The sequence below is a fragment of the Streptomyces sp. NPDC058308 genome (assembly GCF_042880275.1).
GTDB lineage: Bacteria > Actinomycetota > Actinomycetes > Streptomycetales > Streptomycetaceae > Streptomyces.
Genome location: NZ_JBHVZA010000014.1, coordinates 66,425 through 81,210, shown reverse-complemented (window position 1 = coordinate 81,210; position 14,786 = coordinate 66,425). Strand labels below are relative to the sequence as shown.

12 protein-coding genes are annotated in these 14,786 nt (G+C 70.6%); 9 read left to right on the top strand and 3 right to left on the bottom strand.

Annotation, left to right across the window (positions count from 1 at the left end; all coding sequences use genetic code 11):
- The first annotated feature begins 23 nt into the window (after positions 1-23).
- The 6 genes from rsmA (at position 24) to ACFVYL_RS20265 (ending at position 8,631) form a co-directional block, all read left to right on the top strand.
- On the top strand, positions 24-890 hold the full coding sequence (rsmA, locus tag ACFVYL_RS20290; RefSeq protein ID WP_389717896.1) for a 16S rRNA (adenine(1518)-N(6)/adenine(1519)-N(6))-dimethyltransferase RsmA: 867 nt from the start codon (positions 24-26) through the stop codon (positions 888-890).
- Positions 887-1,774 (top strand): 4-(cytidine 5'-diphospho)-2-C-methyl-D-erythritol kinase, encoded by an 888-nt coding sequence (locus tag ACFVYL_RS20285; RefSeq protein WP_389717894.1) that lies wholly within the window; start codon positions 887-889, stop codon positions 1,772-1,774. Before rsmA ends, ACFVYL_RS20285 begins: the two co-directional genes overlap by 4 nt.
- A gap of 138 nt (positions 1,775-1,912) precedes the next feature.
- A complete protein-coding gene (locus ACFVYL_RS20280) occupies positions 1,913-3,745 on the top strand; it encodes an ABC-F family ATP-binding cassette domain-containing protein (RefSeq protein ID WP_389717891.1) in 1,833 nt (610 codons plus the stop codon).
- 156 nt (positions 3,746-3,901) lie between these two features.
- The gene (locus tag ACFVYL_RS20275) at positions 3,902-5,683 is read left to right on the top strand and encodes a PQQ-binding-like beta-propeller repeat protein (RefSeq protein WP_389717889.1); all 1,782 of its coding nucleotides are present in this window, start codon (positions 3,902-3,904) and stop codon (positions 5,681-5,683) included.
- 60 nt (positions 5,684-5,743) lie between these two features.
- Complete coding sequence (locus tag ACFVYL_RS20270) at positions 5,744-7,606, top strand: PQQ-binding-like beta-propeller repeat protein (RefSeq protein WP_389717887.1); 1,863 nt, start codon at positions 5,744-5,746, stop codon at positions 7,604-7,606.
- A 284-nt stretch (positions 7,607-7,890) separates the two neighbouring features.
- Entirely contained in the window at positions 7,891-8,631 is a 741-nt protein-coding gene (locus tag ACFVYL_RS20265; protein WP_389717884.1) for a LuxR C-terminal-related transcriptional regulator, read from the top strand.
- A 32-nt stretch (positions 8,632-8,663) separates the two neighbouring features.
- On the opposite strand, the gene ACFVYL_RS20260 is transcribed toward ACFVYL_RS20265, so the two are convergent.
- The gene (locus ACFVYL_RS20260; protein ID WP_389717881.1) at positions 8,664-8,948 is read right to left on the bottom strand and encodes a hypothetical protein; all 285 of its coding nucleotides are present in this window, start codon (positions 8,946-8,948) and stop codon (positions 8,664-8,666) included.
- A gap of 23 nt (positions 8,949-8,971) precedes the next feature.
- Positions 8,972-10,657 (bottom strand): sodium:solute symporter family protein, encoded by a 1,686-nt coding sequence (locus ACFVYL_RS20255; RefSeq protein WP_389717878.1) that lies wholly within the window; start codon positions 10,655-10,657, stop codon positions 8,972-8,974.
- Between the two features lie 212 nt (positions 10,658-10,869).
- Between ACFVYL_RS20255 and galT the strand changes: the two genes are divergently transcribed.
- The 3 genes from galT (at position 10,870) to galK (ending at position 14,234) form a co-directional block, all read left to right on the top strand.
- Entirely contained in the window at positions 10,870-11,931 is a 1,062-nt protein-coding gene (gene galT, locus ACFVYL_RS20250) for a galactose-1-phosphate uridylyltransferase (protein WP_389717876.1), read from the top strand.
- Positions 11,928-12,881 carry a UDP-glucose 4-epimerase GalE gene (gene galE, locus ACFVYL_RS20245; RefSeq protein WP_389717873.1) on the top strand — a complete coding sequence of 318 codons (954 nt, stop codon included), beginning with the start codon at positions 11,928-11,930 and terminating at the stop codon, positions 12,879-12,881. The genes galT and galE overlap by 4 nt, the downstream gene beginning before the upstream one ends.
- A 198-nt stretch (positions 12,882-13,079) precedes the next feature.
- The gene (gene galK, locus ACFVYL_RS20240; protein WP_389717871.1) at positions 13,080-14,234 is read left to right on the top strand and encodes a galactokinase; all 1,155 of its coding nucleotides are present in this window, start codon (positions 13,080-13,082) and stop codon (positions 14,232-14,234) included.
- 22 nt (positions 14,235-14,256) lie between these two features.
- Here the strand turns inward: galK and ACFVYL_RS20235 are convergent, their stop codons facing one another.
- The gene (locus tag ACFVYL_RS20235) at positions 14,257-14,712 is read right to left on the bottom strand and encodes a GNAT family N-acetyltransferase (RefSeq protein ID WP_389718179.1); all 456 of its coding nucleotides are present in this window, start codon (positions 14,710-14,712) and stop codon (positions 14,257-14,259) included.
- Positions 14,713-14,786: the final 74 nt, after the last annotated feature.

Genomic DNA, 14,786 nt, shown 5'->3' with positions numbered 1-14,786 from the left:
CGCGGGGCCCGTAACCTGGTGCCGTGAGCACAGAGCACGGCGCCCTCCTCGGCCCCGCCGAAATCCGCGAACTGGCGGCTGCCCTCGGCGTACGCCCGACCAAGCAGCGCGGCCAGAACTTCGTCATCGACGCCAACACAGTGCGGCGCATCGTCCGCACCGCGGAGGTCCGCCCGGACGACGTGGTCGTCGAGGTCGGACCGGGGCTCGGGTCCCTGACCCTGGCCCTCCTGGAGACCGCGGCGCACGTCACCGCCGTCGAGATCGACGACGCGCTCGCCGGGGCGCTGCCCGCGACGGTGGCGGCCCGCCTCCCGCAGAAGGCCGGTTCCTTCGGGCTCGTGCACAGCGACGCCATGCTCGTGAGCGAGCTGCCGGGCCCCGCGCCGACCGCGCTGGTCGCGAACCTCCCGTACAACGTGGCCGTGCCCGTCCTGCTGCACATGCTCGACACCTTCCCGACCATCGAGCGCACGCTCGTGATGGTGCAGGCCGAGGTCGCCGACCGGCTCGCCGCCGGGCCGGGGTCGCGGGTCTACGGAGTGCCGTCGGTGAAGGCCAACTGGTACGCCGAGGTGAAGCGCGCGGGCTCCATCGGGCGCAACGTCTTCTGGCCCGCCCCGAACGTCGACTCGGGGCTCGTGTCCCTGGTGCGGCGGGCCGAGCCGGTCAGGACCAGCGCTTCCAAGCGGGAGGTGTTCGCCGTCGTCGACGCCGCCTTCGCGCAGCGCAGGAAGACGCTGCGGGCCGCCCTGTCCGGGTGGGCGGGATCCGCCGCCGCCGCGGAGGCCGCGCTCGTCGCCGCCGGGGTCTCGCCGCAGGCGCGCGGCGAGGCGCTGACCGTGGAGGAGTTCGCGCGGATCGCCGAGCACAAGGAGGCGGGGGCGTGAGCGTGAGCGTGCGGGTCCCCGCGAAGGTCAACGTGCAACTGGCGGTGGGCGCCGCGCGGGCCGACGGCTTCCACGACCTCGCCAACGTCTTCCTCGCCGTCGGCCTCTACGACGAGGTCACCGTCACGGCCGCCGACGAACTGCGGGTGACCTGCGAGGGGCCCGGCTCCGACCAGGTCCCCCTGGACCGCACGAACCTGGCCGCGCGGGCCGTCGAGCTGCTCGGCGCGCGGTACGGGATCGCGCCCGACGTGCACATCCACATCGCCAAGGACATCCCCGTCGCGGGCGGCATGGCCGGTGGCAGCGCGGACGGCGCGGGCGCGCTCGTGGCGTGCGACGCGCTGTGGAAAACCGGCGCCTCGCAGGGCGAACTGCTCGACATCTGCGCCGAGTTGGGCAGTGACGTGCCGTTCAGCCTGGTGGGCGGCGCCGCGCTCGGGACCGGACGGGGCGAGAAGCTGGAGCTCCTCGACGTCGGGGGTACCTTCCACTGGGTGTTCGCCGTCGCCGACGGCGGGCTCTCCACGCCCGCCGTCTACCGCGAGTTCGACCGGCTGACCCCCGTCGCGCCCGCCCCCGCGGCGTCCCCTGCGCTGCTCGCCGCCCTGCGCGACGGCGACGCCGAGGCCCTCGCCGCCACCGTCGCCAACGACCTGCAGCCCGCGGCCCTCTCGCTCTTCCCCTCGCTGCGCGACACCCTCGCGACCGGCACCGCGGCCGGCGCGCTCGCCGCGCTGGTCTCCGGCTCGGGGCCGACCACGGCGTTCCTCGCGGGGGACGCCGGTGCGGCGCGGCGGATCGCCGAGGCCCTGACGGCCTCCGGCACCTGCCGCACGGCCCGGGTGGCGCAGTCGCCCGCCGCGGGCGCCACGGTGCTCTAGGCCCCTGGGGCCCTAGACATCCGGGCCCTCGCGCACGAAACGGAGCGTGAGTGACCGGCTACGCCCGGAGCGGCCGAGGGGCCGCCCGCGCGGGCGACTAGGCTGGGAGATCGATCGATCCCCTTCCCTGGAGCGTTAATGGCCGTCAACCTGGTCAATGTCGAGGCAGTCAGCAAGGTGTACGGCACCCGTGCCCTGCTCGACGGCGTCTCGCTCGGCGTGTCCGAGGGGGACCGGATCGGCGTCGTGGGGCGCAACGGCGACGGCAAGACCACCCTCATCCGGATGCTCGCCAAGCTGGAGGAGGCCGACACCGGGCGGGTCACGCACAACGGCGGGCTGCAGCTCGGCGTGCTCACCCAGCACGACTCGCTCGATCCGGCGGCGACCGTCCGGCACGAGGTCATCGGTGACCTCGCCGACCACGAGTGGGCGGGCAACGCCAAGATCCGTGACGTGCTGACCGGGCTGTTCGGCGGCCTGGACATGCCCGGCTTCCCGCAGGGCCTCGACACCGTCATCGGCCCGCTCTCCGGCGGCGAGCGGCGCCGTATCGCGCTCGCGAAGCTCCTCATCGGCGAGCCCGACCTGATCGTGCTCGACGAGCCGACCAACCACCTCGACGTCGAGGGCATCGCCTGGCTCGCCGGGCACCTGCGCGCCCGGCGCTCGGCGCTCGTCTGCGTGACGCACGACCGGTGGTTCCTTGACCAGGTGTGCACGCGCATGTGGGACGTCCAGAGCGGCTCGGTCTTCGAGTACGAGGGCGGCTACTCCGACTACGTCTTCGCCCGCGCCGAACGCGAGCGCATCGCGGCCACCGAGGAGACCAAGCGCAAGAACCTGATGCGCAAGGAGCTCGCCTGGCTGCGGCGCGGCGCCCCGGCCCGCACCAGCAAGCCGAAGTTCCGCATCGAGGCCGCCAACGAGCTGATCGCGGACGTGCCGCCGCCGCGCGACACCAGCGAGCTGATGAAGTTCGCCACGACGCGGCTCGGCAAGACGGTGTTCGACCTGGAGGACGTGTCCGTACAGGCCGGGCCCAAGCTGCTCCTGAAGCACCTGACCTGGCACCTCGGCCCCGGCGACCGCATCGGTCTGGTCGGGGTGAACGGCGCGGGCAAGACCTCGCTCCTGCGCGCCATGGCCGATGCCGCGCGCAGCCAGGGCGAGGTGCAGCCCGCGGCGGGCAAGGTCGTCGTCGGCCGGACGGTCAAGCTGGCCTACCTCTCGCAGGAGGTCGCCGAACTGAAGCCGACGCTGCGGGTCCTGGAGGCCGTGCAGCAGGTGCGCGAGCGGGTCGACCTGGGCAAGGGCCGGGAGATGACCGCGGGCCAGCTCTGCGAGACGTTCGGGTTCAACAAGGAGAAGCAGTGGACGCCGGTCGGCGATCTCTCCGGTGGTGAGCGGCGCAGGCTGCAGCTGCTGCGGCTGCTGATGGACGAGCCCAACGTCCTCTTCCTCGACGAGCCCACCAACGACCTCGATATCGAGACGCTGACCCAGCTGGAGGACGTGCTTGACGGCTGGCCCGGCTCCATGGTGGTGATCTCCCACGACCGGTTCTTCGTCGAGCGGACGACGGACAAGGTGTTCGCGCTGCTCGGCGACGCCACCATGCGGATGCTGCCGCGCGGCATCGACGAGTACCTGGAGCGCAGGCGGCGGATGGAGGAGAGCGGCACCGCCGCGACCCCGGCCGCGAGCACGTCCGGGCAGGGTGCCGGTGCGGTGGCCGCGCCGGCCGCCGGGGGGTCGGCCAAGGACAGCCGGGCCGCCAAGAAGGAGCTCCAGAAGGTCGAGCGGCAACTGGACAAGGTCTCCGAGCGGGAGACCAAGCTCCACGCCCAAATCGCCGATAACGCCACGGACTTCGGGAAGGTGGCCAAACTGGACGCCGAGCTCCGTGAACTGATCGGCGAGCGCGAGGAGTTGGAGATGCGCTGGCTGGAGCTCGCGGAGGATGCGTAGAGCTCCCGTGCAGGACGCATAACGGCCGGATTACGGCTATGTCTGCCCTTGGGGACAGCGACAGGGCCGGACCCGTGTGGTAGGGCGTCAGGGTGATAGAAAGGCTGGCCTCAGCACCATTTGGCGTGCCGAAAGTCAGTGAAGGGGGAAGCGCTGATGAGTCAGCCGCCCAACCAGCCGCCGCCCGGCGGCTTCGGAGCTCCGCAGGATCCACGGCAGGGCGGAGCGCCACAGCCACCGAACCAGCCACCGCAGCCACCGGGTCAGCCGCCGCAGGCCCAGCCCGGTTACGGCTACCCGGCCCAGGCCGGCCCCTACGGGCAGCCGGGTCCGTACGGACAGCCCGCCCAGCAGGGACCCTACGGACAGCAGCCCCAGCAGCCCCAGCAGCCGGGCCCCTACGGGCAGCCCACCCAGCCCGGTCAGGCGGGCCCTTACGGGACGCAGCCGCAGTACGGGTACCAGCAGCCGCCGACGCAGCCGCAGTTCCCCGCGGGACCGGGCGCGCCCGGCGGCGGGAACAAGCGCAACAAGCTCGTGGTGATCGTCGCCGCGGCCGTGGCCGCGCTGCTCGTCGCGGGCGGTGTCACCTGGGCCGTCGTCGGCGGTGGCGACGACGACAAGAAGTCCGGGGCGAAGGAGAAGCAGGACCCCAAGGCCTCCGCGTCCGCCCCGGTCAACCCGGGCAACGGCAGCGGCGACGGCCACGAGGGCAAGGAAGACCTCAACGCGGGCCGCCAGGCGGGCGAGGCGAAGGTCCTCTGGTACAAGGAGGCGCCGAAGGTCCCCGGTTCCGGCGGCGACGCCCCCGGCATGTGGGTCGACGGCGACATCGTGGTCAAGGCCGCGTACAAGCAGCTCCTCGCGTACAACGTGAAGACCGGCAAGATCGCGTGGAACGCCATCACGTTCCCGCAGAAGATCTGCTCCGCGACCCGGGAGGCCACCGACGACGGCAAGATCGTCGTGGCCTACATGGAGAGCGCGAAGAGCGGCGCCGACTGCAACCAGCTCCAGGTCGTCGACCTCAAGACGGGCGACAAGGGCTGGGGCAAGCCGGTCAAGAAGGAGGGCCTCTTCGACTTCGCGATGCGCAGCGAACTGGTCCTCGTCGGTGACGTGCTGATGGTCGGCCGCGACCAGTCCGGCACGGCGCTGCGGATGAGCGACGGCAAGAAGCTCTACGTCGCGGACAAGAAGGAAGAGGGCACCTGCTTCCCCAGCGGCTTCGCCGGCGGCAAGCAGCTCATCATGGCCCTGTCCTGCGGGGCGCGCACGCCCACCGAGCACGAAGAGCTGCAGCAGCTCGACCCGAGGACCGGCCGCGCCCTGTGGACCAAGAAGTTCCCCAAGGGCTGGCGCATCGACGCGGTCTACTCCGTGAGTCCCACGGTCGTGTACCTCAGCAATGAGGACAAGAAGAAGTGGAACATCACGGTCCTGAAGGAGAACAGCGACAGGACGCGCTCCGAGGTGATCTCCGACGACAACTTCGCGCCGGAGTGCGACAGTTCGTTCGTCAGTCGGTCGCTGGGCAGCTGCCTGGGCGCCACGGTCGACGACAACTACCTCTACCTGCCGACCGACGAGAAGGGCGGCGCGAACGAGATCGTCGCGACGAGCCTGGCCACCGGCAAGGAGGCCTGGCGCACCAAGTCGCCGACGGACGAAACGATGCTGCCGATGAAGGTCGAGAACGGCGAGCTGATCGCGTACGTCACCCCGTCCTACGACTCCGGCGGCCGCGTCGTCTCCATCGCCACGTCCGGCTCGCACAAGCCCAAGACCCTTCTGCGGCACCCGAAGGGCATGTCGAAGATCGAGGACGGCTTCCTGCCGAGGGACGTCGACTACGTGGACGGGCGCTTCTATGTCTCCGCCACGCACATCCTGAACAGTTCCGGCCAGTCGAAGCTCATGCTCGCCTACGGCAAGTGACGTGCCGCGCCGCCCCGCCCCCCGTCTCGACCGCTCTCGTCCCCAAGGAATAACGACGTCATGACCCAGCCGCCCCAGCCACCGAACCAGCCCCCGAACCAGCCCCCGCAGGGCGGCTTCGGCGCCCCGCAGGACCCTCCGCCCGGAGGCTTCGGCAAGGCCCCCGACCCCTCGTACGGCTACCCGCAGACCCCGGCCCCGCAGACCCCGCCGCCCCCGCAGACGCCGCCGCCCGCGGCTCCGCCGGCCCCTCCGGCGCCCCCGGCGGGCCAGCCGAACTACGGCTACCCCCAGACGCCCCCGGCCCCGCAGGTACCCCAGGGCTACGGGTACCCGACCCAGCCCGCGCAGCCCGCCCCGCCGCAGTACCAGCAGGGCTACCAGCAGCAGTACCAGCAGGGGTACCAGCAGCCCCCCACCATGCCGATGCAGCCGCAGCCCGGGAGCGGTCCCGGCGGCTCCGGCGGCGGCAAGAAGATCAGCAGCCAGATGATGATCATCGGCGCGGCGGTCGTGGCGATCGCGCTGATCGTCGGCGGCGGTGTCTTCTACGCCTCGACGAAGAACGACGACCCCAAGAACACCGCGCAGAGCTCCGGCGAGAAGGGCAAGGGCGGCAAGGGCGGCGAGGGCAAGGGCGGCGACAGCCTGCCCGGCCAGGGCAAGGCCAAGGAGAAGGTCCCGGCCGACCCCTCCGCCAAGGTCCTCATGCAGCTGCCCCAGCCGGAGATCCCCAAGGACCAGATCTGGAACGCCACGGGCTCGGTCCTGACCGATGACGTCTACGCCAAGTCCGGCGTCAACGAGCTGAACGGCTACGACCCGGACACCGGCAAGAAGAAGTGGACCGTCCCGCTCTCCGGCATGGCCTGCGCGATGTCGCCCGAGGTCACCGACGACGGCATCGTCGCGGTCGTCACCGAAGAGGCCAAGCGGAACAAGAAGGGCGACTACGAGCAGTGCTCCAACGTCTCCGCGGTCGACCTCAAGTCCGGTGACAAGCTCTGGACCAAGAGCGTCGACACCAACGGCGTGAAGGCGACGTTCAAGGAAGTCACCATCTCCGGCACCACGATCGCCGCCGGTGCGGGCACCTCCAGCGGCGGCGCCGCCTGGGACGTCAAGGGCAACCAGCTGTGGAAGCCGAAGGTCGGCAAGTGCGAGGACGTCGGCTACGCGGGCGGCGACCAGCTGGTCGCGGTCCGCAAGTGCGGTACGTACGGTGACCAGACGCTGAAGGTCCAGCTCCTCGACCCGAAGACCGGCGACGAGAAGTGGACGTACCCGATCGCCCCCGGCGTCGACAACGCCAAGATCATCTCGACGAATCCGGTCGTCTTCGGCCAGGACACCACCGAGATCACCGCCTCCGGCGCCACCGACGTCTTCTCGCTCGGCAGCAACGGCAAGCTGCGCGCGAAGATCTCGCTGGAGGACGGGAAGTACGAGCACGACTGCGGCGTCAACATGGTCCACAACTGCACGGCGATCACCGTCGGCAACGACCGGCTGTACGTCCCGACGAAGCAGCACGACGGCAGCGGCGAGAGCTACAGCCGGACCAACGAGATCGTCTCCTTCTCGCTGGCCACCGGCAAGCCGACCAGCGACCGCGCGATCGCGGGCGACGACGGCGAGATCTTCCCGGTCCGCATGGACGGCGGCAACGTCATCGCGTACAAGGCGCACAGCTACAAGCAGGGTGCCCAGATCGTCTCGCTCGACGGCAAGACGATGAAGGAGACCAAGCTCCTGGAGACCCCGGGCACCGAGTCGGTCACCGGGGCGATCAGCGGCCTGGTCCCGAAGTCCAACGAACTCCTCTACGGGGACGGGCACCTCTTCCTCGGCAAGAAGCTCCTGAGCAGGCCCTACTCGAAGGACGAGAAGGAGTACGTGGCGCTCGGCTTCATCGCGAAGTAGCCGGGAAGCGCGGGACATCACCGATTCACGCACGGCGGCGGCCGCCCCCCACCCCCCACCCGGGGCGGCCCCCCCCCGGCGCGGACCACCCAGCACTTCCCAACGCCCCCCAACGGCACGGATTTAGGCATTCCGGGCCGCTTCTGGCCGGTAGGGGGCGCGTAACGTCGAACAAGCGTGTAGCTTCCGGGGGATGGTGGGCCGGGGGGCCCGCGGTCCACGGGGAGCGGGAGAGCAGGGCGACCGGTGGATCTGGGGATCAGTCGGGGAATTGGGGGGTTGCTATGGGTGTGCGGCTCATGGTGGTCGACGATCATCGACTGCTCGCCGAGGCCCTCGCCTCGGCACTGAAGCTGCGCGGGCACCGGGTGCTCGCCGCCGCCGCGCCCGCCGCGGGAGCGGCGGAACTGGTCATCAGCAGGGCCCCGGAGGTCTGCCTCCTGGGCACGGCGACGCCCGCCGAACCGGGCATGTTCGACCCGGTCGTGAAGATCAAGCGGGACCGGCCGCAGGTGGCGGTGGTGGTGCTCGGTCCGGTGCCGAGCCCGCGCGGGATCGCCGCGGCCTTCGCCTCCGGCGCCTCCGGTTACGTACGCCACGACGAGCGCATCGAGGGAGTGGAGCGCGCCATCATGAAGGCGCGCGCGGGAGAGGCGGCCGTCTCGCCGCAGCTGCTGCAGGGTGCCTTCAGCGAGCTGCTCAACCCGGCCGCGCAGCCCGACGACGAGGGGCAGCGCCTCCTGCAGATGCTGACGCCCCGCGAGGTCGAGGTCCTGGTGCGGGTCGCGGACGGCGAGGACACCCGGCTGATCGCCGCCGGCATGGGGATAGCTCCCAGCACCGCGCGTACGCATGTGCAGCGGGTCCTGATGAAGCTGGGCGTCGGCTCGCGCCTGGAGGCCGCCGCGCTCGCCGCGCGCACGGGTCTCCTGGAGCGCGCCGAGCGCCCCACGTCGCTCTACGAGAACAACGGCGACGGCCCCGACGGCGCGCAGACGGCGAAGGGGCCCGAGCCACCGCGGTGACCCGGGCCCCTTCGCACGGGGCGGACGAGGGGCTACTCGTCCTCCGGCGGCCCCTCGGCGGGCGCCACCATCGGGCGCAGCCACAGCCACACCAGGAAGAAGAGCCCGAGAGCGAGCATCGCGAGCCCCGTCCACAGGTTGATGTTGATGTCCTCGGCCTTCTTCAGGTCGGCGTCGGACGCGGTGATCCCGGCGATCGTCACGATGATCCCGTAGACGACGAACAGGCCGCCGATGATCCGCCTGATGTCGAAGAGGCGGGCCGCGGTGGCGGACTTGGCCTCCAGGTCGGAGACTTCCTTGCGCAGGTCGGACATGGTCTTCGGTCCTCCGATCGGGGCTAGAACGAGTACGGGACGTAGCAGGCCGCGGCGAGGACGACGGCGCCCCAGCCGAGCAGCGCCGGCTTGCGGTACCAGGCGTCGTCACCCGCCTCGACACCGTCGCCCTCCCCGTCCGGCGAGACCGTCCCGTAGACCAGACCGGCCAGCTCCGCCTCCGGCTTGGGCGCGGTGAACAGGGAGACGGCGACCATCACGACGGCTCCGGCGGCGAAACCGACCATCGCCGAGACGAAGTTGGCGCCCTGGTCGGACGGGATGCCGATGATGCCCTGCTTGTAGATCCAGAAGTAGTTGACCATCGCGGCCGTGGTGCCCGCGAGCAGTCCCCAGACACCGGACTTCATCGAGGCCCGCTTCCAGAACATGCCGATGATGAAGACGACGAACATCGGGACGTTGAAGAACGAGAAGAGCGTCTGCAGGTAGCTCATGATGTTCGAGAACGACGAGGCGATGAAGGCCGTGCCGATCGAGGCGAGCACACCGAGGGCGGTGATGAGCCGGCCGAACTTCAGGTAGTAGCCGTCCTCCTGGCCCCTCTTCACGTACTTCGCCCAGATGTCGTACGTGAACACGGTGTTGAAGGAGGAGACGTTCGCCGCCATGCCCGCCATGAACGCGGCGAGCAGGCCGGTGACCGCGATGCCGAGGACGCCGTTGGGCAGCAACTCCTGCATCAGATAGGGAATCGCGTCGTTGTACGTGAGATCCGAACCCGCCGTGCCGATCTTGGGGACGAGGACGGCGGCGACCAGGCCCGGGATCATCACCGCGAAGACGATGAAGATCTTCGGGAAGGCGGCGATCAGCGGAGTGCGCTGGGCGGCGCTCAGGTTCTTCGCGGAGAGCGCGCGCTGCACCTCGGCGAAGTTCGTCGTCCAGTAGCCGAAGGAGAGCACGAAGCCCAGGCCGAGGATGATCGTCAGCCAGTTGGCGCCGAGCGGGTTGGCGTCACCGATGCCCGTACCGCCCCAGGCGGTCATGAAGTTGTCGCCGTGCTGCTTCTCGATCGAGCCGGACAGGCCGTCCCAGCCGCCGACCTTCTTCAGGCCGATGACGCAGATGGGTATCAGCGCGGCGAGGATCACGAAGAACTGCAGGACCTCGTTGTAGATCGCCGAGGAGAGACCGCCGATGGTGATGTACGCGAGCACGAACAGGCCCGCGACGACGATCGCCACCCACTGCGGCCAGCCGAGCAGCGCCTCGACGACGATCGAGAGGGCGTAGAGGTTCACGCCCGCGATGAGGATCGCCGCGAACGCGAAGAGCGCCGAGCTGAGCAGGTGCGCCGACCTGTCGAAGCGCTGGAGCAGGAACTCGGGGACGGAACGGACCTTGCTGCGGTAGTAGAAGGGCATCATGACCAGGCCCAGGAAGACCATGGCAGGGATGGCGCCGATCCAGTACCAGTGGACGACCGCGACGCCGTACTGCGCGCCGGTGGCCGCCATGCCGAGGATCTCGGTGGCGCCCAGGTTCGCGGCGACGAAGGCGAGACCGGTGACCCAGGCGGGCAGGGAGCGGCCCGACAGGAAGAAGTCGAGGCTGGTCTTCACGGAGCGCCGGGCGGCGAAGCCGATGCCGAGGACCACGGCGAAGTAGATCGCCAGGATCGCGTAGTCGAGGCCGTTGGTGGGCAGCCGAAGCCCCTCGGCCAGGGTTTGTGTCGGGGACTGCATGTGAACTCGCTTCGTTGCGCGAACGGATCAGACCGGAACCTACGCCCCTTGCTTCAATAACTGAACAGTTCTGTTGGTGTTCTTTGTTTGATTGTGATCGAGGCGACCGTCGGCCCCAGGGGCTCCGGCGAGGCGTGCGGGCATTGACGGAGCTGTTGGCTTGTGGTTTGTTATGTTCGGTTCTGTTGGATGGGTGGTGAGGAGCCCCGGACGTGAAGAAGACCTCGACCCGTCTCGCCGACGGTCGTGAGCTCATCTACTACGACGAGCGCGACGACGCCGTGCGCGACGCCGTCGACCGGCGCCCGCTCGGGCCCGTCTCGACCACGTCGCAGATCCGACGGGACCGCCTCCTGGGCGACTCCGTCGCCATCGCCTCGCACCGCCAGGGCCGCACCTACCACCCGCCGGCCGACGAGTGCCCGCTCTGCCCCTCCGCCGAGGGCAGGCGCAGCGAGATCCCCGACTCCTCGTACGACGTCGTGGTCTTCGAGAACCGCTTCCCCTCGCTCGCGGGCGACGCGGGCCGCTGCGAGGTCGTCTGCTTCACCTCCGACCACGACGCGTCCTTCGCGGACCTCACGCCCGAGCAGGCCGGGCTCGTCCTGGAGGCCTGGACCGACCGCACCGCCGAGCTCTCCCAGCTGGACTCGGTGGAGCAGGTGTTCTGCTTCGAGAACCGCGGCGCCGAGATCGGCGTGACCCTCGGCCACCCGCACGGGCAGATCTACGCGTACCCCTTCGTCACCCCGCGCACGGACCTGATGCTCCGCTCGCTCGCCGCGTTCAAGGAGACGACGGGCGGCCGCAACCTCTTCGACGACCTCGTCGCCGAGGAGAGCGCGGGCGAGCGGGTCGTCCTGGCGGGCGAGCACTGGGTGGCCTTCGTGCCCTACGCCGCGCACTGGCCCTACGAAGTGCACCTCTACCCCAGGCGCCGGGTGCCCGACCTGCTCGCGCTCGACGAGGCGGCGCGCACGGAGTTCCCGCGGATCTATCTGGAACTCCTGCGGCGCTTCGACCGGATCTTCGGCGAGGGGGAGACCTCCACCCCCTACATCGCCGCCTGGCACCAGGCGCCGTTCGGGACGCTGGAGGGACACGACGGGATCAACCGGGACGACTTCGCCCTCCACCTCGAACTTTTCACGATCCGCCGCACTTCGGGCAAGCTGAAGTTCCTCGCGGGTTCCGAATCCGGCATGAGTGTGTTCATCAACGACGTGCCGCCGGAAGCCGCGGCCCAGCGACTGCGAGAGGTAGCGAGTTCATGAGCGGTAAGTACCTGGTCACCGGTGGTGCGGGCTACGTCGGAAGTGTGGTGGCCCAGCATCTGATCGAGGCCGGGCACGAGGTGACCGTCCTCGACAACCTCTCGACGGGCTTTCGCGAAGGCGTCCCCGCGGGCGCCTCGTTCATCGAGGGCGACATCCGCGATGCCGCCAAGTGGCTGGACTCCTCCTACGACGCCGTGCTCCACTTCGCCGCCTTCTCGCAGGTCGGCGAGTCCGTCGTGAAGCCCGAGAAGTACTGGGACAACAACGTCGGCGGCACCATGGCGCTGCTCGCCGCGATGCGCGACGCCGACGTGCGCAGGCTGGTCTTCTCCTCCACCGCCGCGACGTACGGCGAGCCCGTGAACACCCCCATCACGGAGACCGACCCCACCGCCCCCACCTCCCCCTACGGCGCCTCCAAGCTCGCCGTCGACCACATGATCACCGGAGAGGCCGCCGCGCACGGCCTGGCCGCCGTCTCGCTGCGCTACTTCAACGTCGCGGGCGCGTACGGCGACTGCGGCGAGCGCCACGACCCCGAGTCGCACCTCATCCCGCTCGTCCTCCAGGTCGCCCAGGGCAGGCGCGAGGCGATCAGCGTCTTCGGCGACGACTACCCGACCCCGGACGGCACCTGCGTCCGCGACTACATCCACGTCGCCGACCTCGCCGAGGCCCACCTCCTCGCCGTCGAGGCCGCCACCCCCGGCGAGCACCTCATCTGCAACCTCGGCAACGGCAACGGCTTCTCCGTACGCGAGGTCATCGAGACCGTCCGCAAGGTCACCGGCCACCCGATCCCCGAGGTCACGGCCCCGCGCCGCGGCGGCGACCCGGCGGTCCTCGTCGCCTCCGCCGCCACCGCGCGCGAGAAGCTCGGCTGGCAGCCGTCCCGCGCGGACCTCGCGGACATCGTCGCCGACGCCTGGGCGTTCGCCCGGCGCTGAGAGCCTGTCTTTGAACCCCCGCCTGCGCCCCGACGCTCGGCACGCACGCTCGGCGCACGGAGCCCCAGGACAGGTGGCTCCGCCACATGACCTGGGGCTCCGCACACCGATCGCACGCACCGAACGCCGCTGCGCCCGCGCTTCGCGCGGACGACGGGGGTTCAAAGACAGGCTCTGACCGTAATCAAGGGGTAACTGATGGACGTAGCAGGGAAGTTCGCCGAGCTGTACGGGTACGCGGCGGAGGGGGTCTGGTCGGCCCCGGGCCGGGTCAACCTCATCGGCGAGTACACGGACTTCAACGAGGGCTTCGTGCTGCCGCTCGCGCTGCCGCACACCGCGGTGGCGGCGGTGGCGCGCCGCACCGACGGCACCCTGCGGCTCCACTCCGCGGACATCGACGCCCCCCTCGCCGAACTGCGCGTCGACGATCTGGCGCCCCTGTCGAAGTACGGACAGGGCGGCTGGGCCGCCTACCCGGCGGGTGTGGTGTGGGCGCTGCGGGACGCGGGCCACGCGGTCTCCGGCGGCGCCGACATCCACCTCGCCTCGACCGTGCCGACCGGCGCGGGCCTGTCCTCGTCCGCCGCCCTGGAGGTCGTCACGGCACTCGCCCTGAACGACCTGTACCAACTCGGCCTCACCCGGCCCGAGTTGGCGGTCCTCGCCCAGCGCGCCGAGAACGACTTCGTCGGCGTCCCGTGCGGCGTGATGGACCAGATGGCCTCCGCGTGCGCCACGGACGGCCACGCCCTGCACCTGGACTGCCGTGACCTGGCGATACGTCAGATCCCCTTCGACCTCGCCGCGCACGGCCTGCGACTGCTCGTCGTCGACACCCGGGTCAAGCACGAGCTGGGGGACGGCGCGTACGCGGAGCGGCGGGCAGGATGCGAGGAGGGCGCGCGCATCCTGGGCGTCTCCCACCTGCGGGACGTGGCGTACGAGGGGCTCCCCGCCGCTCTGGCGAAGCTGCCGGACGACAGGATCCGTCGCTACGTACGGCACATCGTGTCGGACAACCGCCGCGTCGAGCGCGTCATCGGCCTGCTGGCCGCCGGTGACGTCCGCGGGATCGGCCCGGTCCTCACCGAGGGCCACGCCTCGCTCCGCGACGACCTGCGCATCTCCTGCCCCGAGCTGGACCTGGTGGTGACCTCGGCGAACGCGGCGGGCGCCCTCGGCGCGCGGATGACCGGCGGCGGCTTCGGCGGCTCTGCGCTCGTCCTGGCCGAGGCGGCGGACGCGGACACGGTGACGAAGTCGGTCCTCGACGCCTTCGACGCGGCGGGCCGCACGGCGCCCCGGGTGTTCCCTGCGGTGGCGTCGGCGGGGGCGCGCAGGGAGGCGTGAACCCCGCTCGGCAGACGGGTTCTCAGCCCAGCCGCTTGGTGAGCGTGAACTCCTTGACGCCCTCGGGGTAGTCGGGGATCACGCTCACCAGCTCGTACCCCTGATTGCGGTAGAAACCCGGGGCCTGGAAGTCCCAGGTCTCCACGCGGGAGCTGAGGCAGCCGCGGTCCTCGCGGGCCACGCGTTCCGCTTCGGCCAGCAGCCGGGAGCCGAGGCCCGCGCCGCGGTGGCGGCCGTCGACCCAGAGGTGGTCGACGTGCAGCCAGCGGGCCCAGGTGTACGCGGCGAGGCCCGCCGCGAGGCCGCCCGCCTCGTCCAACGCCCACAGGGCCAGCGGCACTTCCTGGTCCTCGCGGGTGCCGCGCAGGGCGCGGAGCTCCGGTGATGCCGCCGTGTTCGTCTCGCTCAGCCGCGAATGAAGCAGAGCGAGCCGCTCCTTGTCGACTCCCGTCTCCATACGAAACATACGGCTCACCATAAACGCGCTGGCCAATCAGTTCTGCAAATCACCTTCCGCTCCCGCCGTCCGGCCCTACTCTGAAGGGCAGTGCC